Source organism: Streptomyces sp. NPDC006207 (genome assembly GCF_040613835.1).
In the GTDB taxonomy this organism is placed as follows: Bacteria; Actinomycetota; Actinomycetes; order Streptomycetales; family Streptomycetaceae; genus Actinacidiphila.
This window is the reverse complement of record NZ_JBEXSX010000049.1, coordinates 1-13,525: the sequence shown is the minus strand read 5'-3', so window position 1 is coordinate 13,525 and position 13,525 is coordinate 1. Positions and strand designations below refer to the sequence as shown.

5 protein-coding genes, 1 tRNA gene and 1 rRNA gene are annotated in these 13,525 nt (G+C 71.0%); 1 reads left to right on the top strand and 6 read right to left on the bottom strand.

Features of this window, described 5'->3' with window-relative positions; genetic code table 11:
- Nucleotides 1–28: 28 nt before the first annotated feature.
- From ABZ312_RS31375 to ABZ312_RS31365, 3 genes are all read right to left on the bottom strand, one after another.
- Entirely contained in the window at nt 29–2,662 is a 2,634-nt protein-coding gene (locus ABZ312_RS31375; protein WP_500439237.1) for a DNA translocase FtsK, read from the bottom strand.
- 114 nt (nt 2,663–2,776) lie between these two features.
- Entirely contained in the window at nt 2,777–3,457 is a 681-nt protein-coding gene (locus tag ABZ312_RS31370) for a response regulator (RefSeq protein WP_431965404.1), read from the bottom strand.
- 258 nt (nt 3,458–3,715) lie between these two features.
- Nucleotides 3,716–9,031, bottom strand: a complete 5,316-nt coding sequence (locus ABZ312_RS31365; RefSeq protein ID WP_500329094.1) for a HAMP domain-containing protein — start codon at nt 9,029–9,031, stop codon at nt 3,716–3,718.
- A gap of 446 nt (nt 9,032–9,477) precedes the next feature.
- On the opposite strand from ABZ312_RS31365, the gene ABZ312_RS31360 reads away from it, so the two are divergent.
- Nucleotides 9,478–12,093 (top strand): SpoIIE family protein phosphatase, encoded by a 2,616-nt coding sequence (locus ABZ312_RS31360; protein WP_500439236.1) that lies wholly within the window; start codon nt 9,478–9,480, stop codon nt 12,091–12,093.
- Nucleotides 12,094–12,170: 77 nt separating this feature from the next.
- Here ABZ312_RS31360 and ABZ312_RS31355 read toward each other — a convergent pair.
- The 3 genes from ABZ312_RS31355 to rrf all read right to left on the bottom strand — a co-directional run.
- Nucleotides 12,171–12,243, bottom strand: a tRNA-Thr gene (locus ABZ312_RS31355).
- Between the two features lie 83 nt (nt 12,244–12,326).
- Nucleotides 12,327–13,292 (bottom strand): DegT/DnrJ/EryC1/StrS family aminotransferase, encoded by a 966-nt coding sequence (locus ABZ312_RS31350; RefSeq protein WP_500329089.1) that lies wholly within the window; start codon nt 13,290–13,292, stop codon nt 12,327–12,329.
- A 141-nt stretch (nt 13,293–13,433) separates the two neighbouring features.
- Nucleotides 13,434–13,525, bottom strand: a 5S ribosomal RNA gene (gene rrf / locus ABZ312_RS31345); the annotation flags it as partial.

Here is a 13,525-nt window from a genome sequence, read left to right as displayed (position 1 = left end):
ACCCACTTACGAGTGAGCCACGGAATGGCTACGAACCGGCCTCGCCCCGGAGCAGGGCGAGCACTCCGTCCATCTCGTCCGGCTTGACCAGTACGTCACGGGCCTTCGACCCCTCGCTGGGTCCGACGATCCCGCGCGATTCCATCAGGTCCATGAGCCTGCCCGCTTTCGCGAAGCCGACACGCAGTTTCCGCTGGAGCATCGAAGTCGAGCCGAACTGCGTGGAGACGACCAGTTCCGCGGCCTGGCACAACAGGTCCAGGTCGTCGCCGATCTCCTCGTCGATCTCCTTCTTCGGGCCCGAGCCGACGACCACGTCGTCACGGTAGGCGGGGGTCAACTGCGCCTTGCAGTGGGCGACGACGGCGTGGATCTCGTCCTCGGTGACGAAGGCGCCCTGCATGCGGACCGGCTTGTTCGCGCCCATCGGCAGGAACAGCCCGTCACCCTTTCCGATCAGCTTCTCGGCGCCGGCCTGGTCGAGGATGACCCGGCTGTCGGCGAGCGACGAGGTCGCGAAGGCCAGCCTGGAGGGCACGTTGGCCTTGATGAGACCCGTGACGACGTCGACGCTGGGCCGCTGGGTGGCCAGCACGAGGTGGATGCCGGCGGCCCGGGCGAGCTGGGTGATGCGGACGATCGCGTCCTCGACGTCCCGCGGCGCGACCATCATCAGGTCGGCCAGCTCGTCCACGATCACCAGCAGGTAGGGGTAGGGCGCGAGCTCCCGCTCGCTGCCCTCCGGCGGCTTCACCTTGCCCGAGCGCACAGCCGCGTTGAAGTCGTCGATGTGCCGGAAGCCGTAGGCGGCGAGGTCGTCGTAGCGCAGGTCCATCTCGCGCACGACCCACTGCAGCGCCTCGGCGGCCCGCTTGGGGTTGGTGATGATCGGGGTGATGAGGTGCGGGACGCCCTCGTACGCGGTCAGCTCGACGCGCTTGGGGTCGACCAGCACCATCCGCACCTCGTCGGGCGTGGCGCGCGCCAGGATCGAGGTGATCAGGCAGTTGATGCAGGAGGACTTGCCGGATCCGGTGGCACCCGCGACGAGGATGTGCGGCATGCGCGCGAGGTTGGCCATGACGTAGCCGCCCTCGACGTCCTTGCCGAGGCCCACCGTCATCGGGTGCTCCTCGCCGGCGGCCTCCGCCGAGCGCAGCACGTCGCCGAGGTTGACCATCTCCCGGTCGCTGTTGGGGATCTCGATGCCCACCGCCGACTTGCCGGGGATCGGGCTGATGATCCGCACGTCCGGACTGGCCACGGCGTACGCGATGTTCTTGGCGAGGGCGGTGATCCGCTCGACCTTGACGGCCTGGCCGAGTTCCACCTCGTAACGGGTCACCGTCGGACCCCGCGTGAAGCCGGTGACCCGTGCGTCCACCTTGAACTGCGAGAAGACGCTCGTCAGCGACTCGACCACGGCGTCGTTGGCGGCGCTGCGGGTGCGTCCTGGACCGCCGCGCTCCAACAGGTCCAGGGACGGCAGGCCGTAGGTGACGTCGCCGGACAACTGGAGCTGCTCGGCGCGCGGCGGCAGCGGCGGGCCCTGCTCGGGCGCCGCGCGCTTGGTGAGGTCGGGCACGGACCGGTCGGCGGAGTCCTCGGCGGCGGCCTCCCCGGTGTCCCGGGCCTGCGGCAGGGAGTGGCTGACGAGGTCCGCGACGACGGAGGAGCCGGGCACGCCGTAGGCGAGGGCGCCGTCGAGGTCGGCGGCCACGCCGTAGGCGAGGTCGACCGCGTCCAGTCCGTCGCTGGGCCTGAGATCGGGCAGTTCCGGCCGCTCCTCGCGGGGCCTGGACCGGCGGCGCGACTTCTCCCCGCCGTCCTGCGGGGCGGTCTCCTCCTCCAGCAGGTCGCTGAACGGCACGGCGTCGTCCTCGGTCCCGGCGCTGCCCTGGTCCTCCACCAGGCCCAGCCGGATGCCGAGTTCGCGCAGCCGCCGGGGGATGGCGTTGACCGGGGTCGCGGTGGTGACCAGCAGCCCGAAGAAGGTGAGCAGCGCCAGCAGCGCCACCGCCAGCGGTGCGCCGACGGTGTAGTCGAGCGGCGCGGACGCCGCCCAGCCGATCAGGCCGCCCGCGTCGCGGATCGCGTCGGCGCCCTGCCCGCGGCCGGGGGAACCGCAGCCGATGTGCACCAGGCCCAGTACACCGACGGCGAGGGTGGTCAGGCCGATGACGATGCGCCCGTTGGCGTCGGACTTCTGCGGGTGGCGCATCAGCCGCCAGACGACGGCACCGACGAGGAACGGCACGAGCAGGTCCAGCCGCCCGAACAGCCCGGTGATCAGTATCTCGACCAGGTCGCCCACCGGACCGCGCAGGTCCGACCACGTGCCGGTGGCGACGACCAGCGCGAGGCCGAGCAGCAGCAGCGCCAGGCCGTCCTTGCGGTGCGCCGGGTCGAGCCCGCGCGCGCCGCGCCCGACGCCGCGGAAGAGGGCGCCCACGGTGTGCGCCAGGCCGAGCCAGACCGCTCGCGCGAGCCGGTAGACGCCGCCGGTGGGGGACGGCGCGGGCTTCGGCGCGGGTTTGGCCGCCGCCGCCTTGGCAGGCGGCTTCTTGGCCGCCGCCTTCTTCGCGGGGGCCTTCTTCGCCGCGGGCTTGGCCGCAGGTTTGGCGGCAGCCTTCTTGGCGGTGCCGGACGTACGTGAGGCCATGGTGGTGAGGTTACCGTTCCGCCCCGTGCACGACACGCGTGGCCACGCATACCGCCATCCGTGTCGTGCCCCAGTTGCGCCATGGATGACACTGCATCAAGTGGCGCACACGCTTCACTCTTGCGGGGGAATCTTCTTGTCGCCGCCGCCCGTGCCCGGCTCCAGCGCGTCCAGCGCGCGGCGCAGGCCGGTCAGCTTCCGCTCCAGATGGGCGGCCGTGGCCACCGCCGCCGCGTCCGCGGACTCGTCGAGCTGCTTGGACAGCGCCTCCGCCTGCTCCTCCACCGCGGCGAGCCGTGCGGAGAGCTCGGCGAGCAGGCCCACGGGCTCCTTGGCGCCGTTGCCGCCCTGCCGCGCGCCCTGTTCCAGCTGCAGCCGGAGCAGGGCGGCCTGCTCGCGCAGCTGGCAGTTCTTCATGTAGAGCTCGACGAAGACCGACACCTTGGCGCGCAGCACCCACGGGTCGAAGGGCTTGGAGATGTAGTCCACCGCGCCGGCCGCGTAGCCGCGGAAGGTGTGGTGCGGCCCGTGGTTGATGGCGGTCAGGAAGATGATCGGGATGTCGCGGGTGCGTTCGCGCCGCTTGATGTGCGCCGCGGTCTCGAACCCGTCCATGCCCGGCATCTGGACGTCGAGCAGGATCACCGCGAAGTCGTCGGTCAGCAGCGCCTTGAGCGCTTCCTCCCCGGACGATGCCCGCACCAGGGTCTGATCGAGCGCGGAGAGGATGGCCTCCAGCGCCAGCAGATTCTCCGGCCGGTCATCGACCAGGAGGATCTTGGCCTTCTGCACCATGGCCCGCCCTCCTCGCCCCGGCACTGCACCGGTCGCCGCCCCCATGGACGACTCCTGAGTGCCGCCCGTCCTTGTGCCGGTCATGGTAGCCGCACCCCGCTGTCCGCCACACCCTGTCACCGCCATGTCACTGTGCACGTAGCAGAAACGCAAGCGGAGACCAGAAGGTTCCCAGAATCCCGCACTCTCACACCTCTTCACACACGCCGAGTCATGGGCGTTCACCGTCCGTTGCCCGGCCGCTCACCCAACGTGGCGTCACCTGGACTGCATCCACTGCTCCATCACCGCGAGGAGGTGGTCGGTGTCCACCGGCTTGGCGACGTAGTCGGACGCCCCGGACTCGATGCTCTTCTCGCGGTCGCCCTTCATCGCCTTGGCCGTCAGCGCGATGATCGGCAGCCCCGCGAACTGGGGCATCCTGCGGATCGCGGCCGTGGTCGCATAACCGTCCATCTCGGGCATCATGATGTCCATCAGGACGACCGCGACGTCGTCGTGCTGCTCCAGGACCTCGATCCCCTCCCGGCCGTTCTCGGCGTACAGCACGGTCAGCCCGTGCTGCTCCAGCACGCTGGTGAGGGCGAAGACATTGCGGATGTCGTCGTCCACGATGAGCACCTTCTCACCGCTGAACCCGCCCGCGAAGCCGGTGTAGGCGTCGCTGTGCGCCCCCTCCACCCACGACTCGGGCAGCGCGGCGCGCTCCACCGGCCCGGCGGCCGCGGCGGGCCGCGGTGCCGCGGAACGCCGGCGCAGCCGGGCCAGGCTGCTGCCCGCGCCCCGGCCGCGCACGGCCACGTGACCGTGGGCCGGGACGTGGAACGGCTCGGCCGGCGCCCCCTCGAGCTCCCCGGCCTCACCGCCGGGGAGCTGCGGGTAGCCCTGGAGCGGCAGTTCGGTGGTGTTGAGCGGCAGGTAGAGGGTGAAGGTCGAGCCGCGGCCGGGCTGGCTGTCGGCGTGGATCTCGCCGCCGAGCAGCCGGGCGATCTCCCGGCTGATGGACAGGCCCAGGCCCGTGCCGCCGTACTTGCGGCTGGTGGTGCCGTCCGCCTGCTTGAAGGCCTCGAAGATGACCCGCATCTTGCTCGCCGCGATGCCGATGCCCGTGTCGGTCACCGAGAAGGCGATCAGCGGCTCGTCCGCGCCCCGCAGCGAGCCGGACTCCAGCAACTGCTCCCGGATGGCCTGCGGCACGTCGGGACCGGCCGGGCGGATGACCAGCTCGACCGAACCGCTGTCGGTGAACTTCACCGCGTTCGACAGCAGGTTGCGCAGCACCTGCAGCAGCCGCTGCTCGTCGGTGTGGAGCGTGGCGGGCAGCTCCGGGGAGACCCGTACGGAGAAGTCCAGGCCCTTCTCCGCGGTGAGCGGGCGGAACGTCGCCTCCACGTAGTCGACCAGCTGGACCAGGGCGATGCGGGTCGGGCTGACGTCCATCTTGCCCGCCTCGACCTTGGACAGGTCCAGGATGTCGTTGATGAGCTGCAGCAGGTCGGAGCCGGCGCCGTGGATCGTCTCGGCGAACTCGACCTGCTTCGGCGACAGGTTGCCCTCGGCGTTGTCCGCGAGCAGCTTGGCCAGGATGAGCAGCGAGTTCAGCGGGGTGCGCAGCTCGTGCGACATGTTGGCCAGGAACTCGGACTTGTAGCGCATCGAGACGGCCAGCTGCTCGGCGCGCTCCTCCAGGACCTGCCGGGCCTCCTCGATCTCGGTGTTCTTCACCTCGATGTCCCGGTTCTGGCGGGCCAGCAGCTCCGCCTTCTCCTCCAGCTCCGTGTTGGACATCTCCAGCTGCTTCTGCCGGTTCTCCAGCTCCGCCGAGCGCTCCCGCAGCTGTTCGGTCAGCTCCTGCGACTGCTCCAGCAGGTACTCGGTCTTGGTGTTCACGCTGATGGTGTTCACGCTGACCGCGATCATGTCGGTGATCTGGCCGAGGAAGTCCTTCTGGATCTGCGTGAGCGGCTGGAAGGAGGCCAGCTCCATCACACCCAGCACCCGGTCCTCGAACACCACCGGCAGCACGATGACGTGGGCCGGCGGCGCCTCGCCGAGCCCGGAGGAGATCCTCAGGTAGCCCGGCGGGACGTCCTCCACCAGGATCGAGCGCTTCTCTACCGCCGCCGTGCCGATCAGCCCCTCGCCGGGCAGGAACACCGTCGGCATCGTGCGCTTGGAGAAGCCGTACGAGCCGGACAGCCGCAGCTCGTAGCCCTCCTCGATCTCCTCCCCGCCGGCCGGCTCCTCCGCGATGAAGAAGGCGCCGTGCTGGGCGGAGACCACCGGGGTCAGCTCGCTCATGATGAGCGCCGCCACGTCGTTGAGGTCGCGGCGGCCCTGCATCAGACCGGAGATGCGGGCGAGGTTGCCCTTGAGCCAGTCCTGCTCCTTGTTGGCGAGCGTGGTCTCGCGGAGTCGGACGATCATGGTGTTGATGTAGTCCTGGAGCTCCAGGATCTCGCCCGCCGCGTCCACGTCCGTGCGGATGTTGAGGTCGCCGCGGGTCACCGCGGTGGCCACCTGGGCGATGTTGCGCACCTGACGGGTCAGGTTGTTCGCCATCAGGTTCACCGACTCGGTGAGGTCCTTCCAGATGCCGGACACGCCCGGCACGCGCGCCTGGCCGCCCAGCCGGCCCTCGGTGCCCACCTCGCGGGCCACCCGGGTCACCTGGTCACCGAAAGCAGACAGTTGGTCGACCATCGTGTTGATGGTCGTCTTCAGCTCCAGGATCTCGCCGTGCGCGTCGACGTCGATCTTCTTGGACAGGTCGCCGCGGGCGACCGCGGTGGTGACCATGGCGATGTTGCGGACCTGGCCGGTCAGGTTGGAGGCCATGTTGTTCACCGACTCGGTGAGGTCCTTCCACGAGCCGGACACACCCGGCACGCGCGCCTGGCCGCCGAGGATGCCGTCGGTGCCCACCTCGCGGGCCACCCGGGTCACCTCGTCACCGAAGGCGGAGAGCGTGTCCACCATCGTGTTGATGGTCTCGGCGAGCTGGGCGACCTCGCCGCGCGCCTCGACGGTGATCTTCTTGGTGAGGTCGCCGTTGGCGACGGCGGTGGCGACGGAGGAGATCGAACGCACCTGGCTGGTCAGGTTGTTGGCCATCAGGTTGACGTTGTCGGTGAGGTCCTTCCAGATGCCGGAGACGTCCCGCACCCGGGCCTGACCGCCCAGCTGGCCCTCGGTGCCCACCTCACGGGCCACCCGGGTCACCTCGTCGGCGAACGCGGACAGCTGGTCCACCATCGTGTTGACGGTGGTGACCAGGGCGAGGATCTCGCCCTTGGCGTCGACGGTGATCTTCTTCGACAGGTCGCCCTGGGCGACCGCGGTGGTGACCTCGGCGATGTTGCGGACCTGCATCGTCAGGTTGTTCGCCATGAAGTTGACGGACTGCGTCAGGTCCTTCCAGGTGCCCGACACGCCCTTCACCTCGGCCTGGCCGCCCAGGATGCCCTCGGTGCCCACCTCGCGGGCCACCCGGGTCACCTGCTCGGCGAAGGACGAGAGCTGGTCGACCATCGTGTTGAGGACGTTCTTGAGCTCCAGGATCTCGCCGCGCGCGTCGACGTCGATCTTCTGGGACAGGTCACCGCGGGCCACCGCGGTCGCCACCTGGGCGATGTTGCGGACCTGTGCGGTCAGGTTGCCCGCCATGCCGTTCACGGAGTCGGTGAGGTCGCGCCACACACCGGCGACGCCAGGCACCTGCGCCTGGCCGCCCAGCCGGCCCTCGGTGCCCACTTCACGGGCCACCCGGGTCACCTGCTCGGCGAACGAGGAGAGCTGGTCGACCATCGTGTTGATGGTGTTCTTCAGCTCCAGGATCTCGCCGCGCGCGTCGACGTCGACCTTCTGGGACAGGTCACCGCGGGCCACCGCGGTCGTCACCTGGGCGATCTGGCGGACCTGCGAGGTGAGGTTGCCCGCCATGAAGTTGACGGAGTCCGTCAGCTCCTTCCACACGCCGCTCACGCCGTCGACGCGGGCCTGACCGCCGAGGCGGCCCTCCGTGCCCACGTCCCGGGCCATGCGGGTGACCTGCCCGGCGAACGAGGAGAGCTGGTCCACCATGCGGTTGACGGTGTTCTTCAGCTCCAGCATCTCGCCGGAGACGTCCACCGTGACCTTCTGCGACAGGTCGCCGTTGGCGACCGCCGTCGTCACCTGCGCGATGTTGCGGACCTGGCCGGTCAGGTTGCGGAACGCGGTGTTCACCGAGTCGGTGAGGTCCTTCCACAGACCCGCGGCACCCGGCACCTGCGCCTGGCCGCCGAGTTCACCCTCGACGCCGACCTCGCGCGCGACCCGGGTCACCTCGGCGCCGAAGGCCGACAACTGGTCGACCATCGTGTTCACGGTGTTCTTCAGCTCCAGCATCTCGCCGGAGACGTCCACCGTGACCTTCTGCGACAGGTCGCCGTTGGCGACCGCCGTCGTCACCTGCGCGATGTCCCGCACCTGGCCGGTCAGGTTGCGGAACGCGGTGTTCACCGAGTCGGTGAGGTCCTTCCAGGTGCCCGCCGCGCCCGGCACCTGCGCCTGGCCGCCGAGGCGGCCCTCCGCCCCGACCTCGCCCGCGACACGGGTCACCTCGTCGGCGAAGGTGCGCAGCGTCTCGGTCATCGCGTTGACGGTCTCGGCGAGCTGCGCGACCTCGCCGCGCGCGCCGATGGTGATCTTCTGCGACAGGTCGCCGTTGGCGACCGCCGTCGTCACCTGGGCGATGTCGCGCACCTGGGCCGTCAGGTTGCCGGCCATCAGGTTGACGGAGTCCGTGAGGTCCTTCCACACGCCGTCGACACCGGCCACCTTGGCCTGGCCGCCCAGCTGGCCCTCGGTGCCCACCTCGCGTGCGACGCGGGTCACCTCGGCGGCGAAGGAGGAGAGCTGGTCGACCATCGTGTTGACGGTGTTCTTCAGCTCCAGCATCTCGCCGGCCACGTGCACGGTGACCTTGCGCGACAGGTCGCCCTTGGCGACCGCCGTCGTGACGAGGGCGATGTCACGCACCTGGGCCGTCAGACGGGACGCCATGGTGTTGACCGAGTCCGTCAGGTCCTTCCACGAACCGGACATACCGCGCACCCGCGCCTGGCCGCCGAGCTTGCCCTCGGTGCCGACCTCGCTCGCCACCCGGGTCACCTCGTCGGTGAACGTGGACAGCTGGTCGACCAGCCCGTTGACGGTGCGGCCCACCTTGAGGAACTCGCCGCGCAGCGGATGCCCCGAACCGTCGGCGCCCTGCGAGCGCAGGTCCATCCGCTGCTCCAGGTCACCCTCGGCGACCGCCGACAGCACCCGGCCGACCTCGGACATGGGGCGCACGAGGTCGTCCACGAGCGCGTTGGAGGCGTCGATGGCCGCCGCCCAGGCGCCCTCGCACGCCCCCGTCTCCAGGCGCTCGGCGAGCTTGCCCTCGCGGCCCACGACCCGCCGCACCCGCGCCAGCTCCCCGGTGAGGTGCTGGTTGCGGTCGGCGACCTCGTTGAACACCGCGGAGATCTCCGCCATGACCCCGTCGCCGGTGACCGTCAGCCGCTTGCGGAAGTTGCCGTCCCGCATGGACTCCAGCGCCGACAGCAGCCGGTGCAGGGCCGCCGAGTCGACCTCGACGGTCCCCGTACCGGCCCCGCTCTTACGCGACCGCGCGTTCTTCACCCGTGCGGAACCGCCCCGCTTCGCCGCGGATGCCGCGCCGCCTCGCGCCGATGCGCCAGACTCCACCGTGTCCCTCCCGGAGGGTCGACCGACCTGCAGGTGCCTCGTTCAGACATGACCAGTGTTTCACCATGCCCGGGCCCGGCCATAACAGTTCGGCAGCATCGCATATGACCGGCGTCATGATCGGGGCAGGAACACCCCCAACCGGCACACACGCGGTCGCCGGGGGTAAGTAACCTGGCATGCGGTTGCCCACCTTGGGCCGGGCGTACACCTCGAAGTGGGGGCCGGTGGTGACAGTACAGCGGACGACGAATGGTGACGTCCCGGGACAAACAAGGAGATCTGTGATCACGGCGCGGGCAGCGGCCACCTTCGAACCCGTGGGACGCTCGGTCGCCACCGCACGCGCGTTCGTCCGCGACACGCTCCAGGGCTGGGGCTTCTCCGAGGTGGTCGACGACGCCGTCGTACTCACCAGTGAACTCGTCACCAACGCCGTGGTGCACGCCGGCACCGCCGCGGACGTCCACTGCCTGCGCTACGAGTCCGCCGTGCGCATCGAGGTCGCCGACCGCTACCCGGAACGTGAGCTTCCTCTCCACGACGCCAAGAAGCAGATCCACCCCGACCACGAGGGCGGCCGCGGGCTGCTCCTGTGCTCGGCACTCGCCAGCCGCTGGGGCGTGGAGTACACCGCCGCCAACAAGCACGTCTGGTTCCGCCTGGAACTCCCCCAGCGCCCCGCGGGCACCCGTTCCGCGGGTCCCGCCCTGCCCGTCCAGGCGCTGCCGCTCGCCGACGAGCGGGTCCGCGTCGCGGTCGTGCAGGTCGACCGCGCAGGCATCATCACCCGCTGGAACCAGGACGCCGCCGAGCTCTTCGGCCACCTCGGCGACCAGATCACCGGCAAACCGCTCGGCGACTTCGCCGCCTGGCCGCAGACCCCCGGCACCGGCCACGGCATCGCCGAGGCCCTGCGGCTGTCCCGCTGGGAGGGCAGTTACGGCATCCGCGGCGCGGACGGCCGCACCCTGCCCGTCTACGGCGCGCACCTGCGGGTCCGCGACGCCTCCGGCGAGCCGTCCACCGTGTGCCTGCTGGTGCGCGAGGACGAACGCGCCGTCCTGCAGAACCCCGGCCGCGGGATGATCTCCGTCGAGGGCGGCGTCGAACGCGGCAAGGCCGTGGACCCCTTCGAGTCCTTCATCGGCTCCCCCGCCCCCGACGACCTCGACGGGCTGCTGCAGCGCACCGTGGAGCGGGCCCGCGACATGCTCGACGGCGACGCCGCCTACCTGCTGCTCGCCACCGACGACGAGACCGAGCTCGAGGTGCGCGCCTCGACCGGCCTCCCCTCCGCCCGGCAGCGCTTCGCACGGGTCCCCGTCGAGGCCGGCACCGGCCGCTACGGCAGCGCCCGCATGCCCGCCGTCCACGAGGACCTCACGGCGGTGCCCGGCGCCGTCCCGCTGCTCGCCGGCACCGGCATGCGCTCGATCGTCACCGTCCCCCTCAAGGTCGAGGGCCGCCTCACCGGCTCGCTCGGCGTCGCCGCGGAGAGCCCCGGCCGCTACACCAACGAGGAGGCGCTGCGGCTGCAGTTCGCCGCCGACCGCATCGCGCTGGCGGTGGAGAGCGCCCGCCTCACCGAGCTCGAGCGGCTGCGCCGCGGCTCGTTGTCCTTCCTGGTGGAGGCCTCCGACCTGCTGGCGGGCACGCTGGAACGCGACCAGACGCTCGCCCTGATGGCCCAGATGACCGTGCCCACCCTGGCCAGCTGGTGCGCCGTCTACACCATCGCCGACCAGGCCTCGGAACCCGAACTCGCCTTCGTCCTGCACGAGGACGAGGACCGCATCGACGGCATCAAGGCCCTGCTGTCCCGCCTCGCCCCGCCCGAGCCCGACCCCACCCCCGGCGCCCGCGTGTGGACCGCCCCCGCCGACGCCGCGCACTCCACCGCCCTGCGCGCCTCCCTGCGCAGCCTGGGCCTCGGCGAGGCGGGCCGGCCCGCCACAGGCCCCGGCACGGCCCTGGCGACCGCGGCCGCGGTCGGCGGCGAGACGGTCGTCCTGCCGCTCGTGGCCCGCAACCGCGTCATCGGCATGCTCACCCTCGGCAGGTCCGCCGACGAGCGCTTCCGCCAGGAGATCCTCGAACTCGCCGAGGACCTGTCCCGCCGGGCCGCCCTCGCCCTGGACAACGCCCGCCTCTACAGCGAGCGCACGGCCATCAGCCAGTCTCTGCAGCGCAGCCTGCTGCCGCCCGGCCTGCCGGTGATCCCCGGCGTCGAGGTCGAGGTCGTCTACCGTGCCGCCGGCGAGGGCAACGAGGTCGGCGGCGACTTCTACGACGTGTTCCCCATCCGCGACGGCTGCTGGGGCTTCGCCATCGGCGACGTGTGCGGCACGGGCCCCGAGGCCGCCGCCGTGACCGGTCTCGCCCGCCACGCGCTGCGCCTGCTCGCCCGCGAGGGCTTCAGCGGCCCCTCCGTCCTGGAACGGCTCAACGCGGCCATCCTGGACGAGGGGGCCCGCAGCCGCTTCCTCACCCTCCTCTACGGCGAGATGTGGCCGCAGAGCGACGGCAGCGCCGTCCTGAAGGTCGTCTGCGCCGGCCACCCCCTGCCGCTGCGGCTGCGGCAGAGCGGCGTCGTGGAAGCCGCCGCGGAACCCCAGCCGCTGCTCGGCGTCATCGAGGACCTCGAACTCGTCGAGCAGACCGTCACGCTCGACCCCGGCGACGTCCTGCTCTGCGTCACCGACGGCGTCACCGAACGGCGCGAGGGCACCCGCATGCTGGGCGACGACGGCCTCGCCGACGTCCTGGCCACCTGCACGGGCCTCACGGCGGGCGCCGTGGCGGCCCGCATCCAGCGGGCCGTCGAGCGCTTCGCCTCCGACGCGCCCTCCGACGACATGGCCATCCTCACGATGCGCGTCCCGGAACTGCCCGCGTAGCGGCGGCAGTCCGCTCCGCGAAGGGCAAGGGAAACGAGAAAGGCCCCCGCCGGATGGCGGGGGCCTTTCCTCATCAGAGCCCCAATACGGAATCGAACCGTAGACCTTCTCCTTACCATGGAGACGCTCTGCCGACTGAGCTATTGGGGCGTGTCGACGTGAAGGATCTTAACGCATGCACGCCCCGGTTCGGAAATCCGATCGACGCACGGCCCGACCGGGGCGGCCCGGTTTCAGAGCAGTCCGCCGAGCGTGTTGCACGCCACGGCCATCCGCTCCAACTCCTTCTCCGTCAGACCCGGGTGGACGGGCAGCGACAGCGTCTCGCCGGCCGCCTTCTCCGTGCGGGGCAGGTACGAGCTCGACCGGTACTCCGGCAACCGGTGCACGGGGGTCGGGATGCTCACGTTCGCCTGCACGCCGCGCGCGGCCAGCGCCATCGCGAACGCGTCCCGGTCCGGACGGCCGTTCCCGGGTATCCGCACCGTGTAGCGGTGGTAGACGTGGTGCGCGCCGGGCTCCACGTACGGCACGAGGACACCGGTCAGGGCCGAGTCCAGGTAACGGCAGTTGGCCCGCTGCCGGGCCACGGAACCGGCGAGCTTCGCCAGCACCCCGCGGCCTGCGGCCGCCTTGCCGTCGGTCATCCGGGCCCTGGCGTGGGCCGTGTCCCGAAGCCTCTTGACGGCACCGGCCAGTTCGGGGTGCTCCGTGGTCACCACGGCGCCCTCCTCGACGGCGAACACGCTCAGCGCCCCGTAGGTGCCGACCCGGCGGCCGGCCAGCGTCGCCGCCTGGGCCTGGGTGGCGTCCTCAACAATGGCCAGGCCGTGCCGGGCGGCGATGTCGGTGATCTGGTCGACGGCGGCAGGGTGCCCGAAGAGGTGCACCGGCAGGATCGCCACCGTGAGGGGCGTGATCGCGGCGGCCACGGCCTCCGGGTCGAGGCAGAACGTCAGCGGGTCGATGTCGGCGAAGACCGGCACCGCACCGGCCAGCCGCACGGCGGCCGCGGACTCCACCGGCGCGAACGACGGCAGGATCACTTCCTCGCCGGCACCGATGCCGAGCGAGAGCAGCGCCAGATGCAACGCGGAGGTCGCCGAGTCGACGGCGACGGCATGACGCCCGTCCACCGCGGACGCGAACTCGTCCTCCAGCGCGGCTACTTCAGCACCCTGAACCAGAAATTGCTGCATCAGGCTCACCTCCACTTACCCGTTCCGGCAAGGATCACCGCAGCCGGTGATGCGTTGCTGATCTGAACATGAACAGCGGGTGTGGATACGCCAAAGAGCCGTGCCCCCGGACTGGGTCCAGGGGCACGGCTACTAAAGATTGTTCGGCGGCGTCCTACTCTCCCACAGGGTCCCCCCTGCAGTACCATCGGCGCTGAAAGGCTTAGCTTCCGGGTTCGGAATGTAACCGGGCG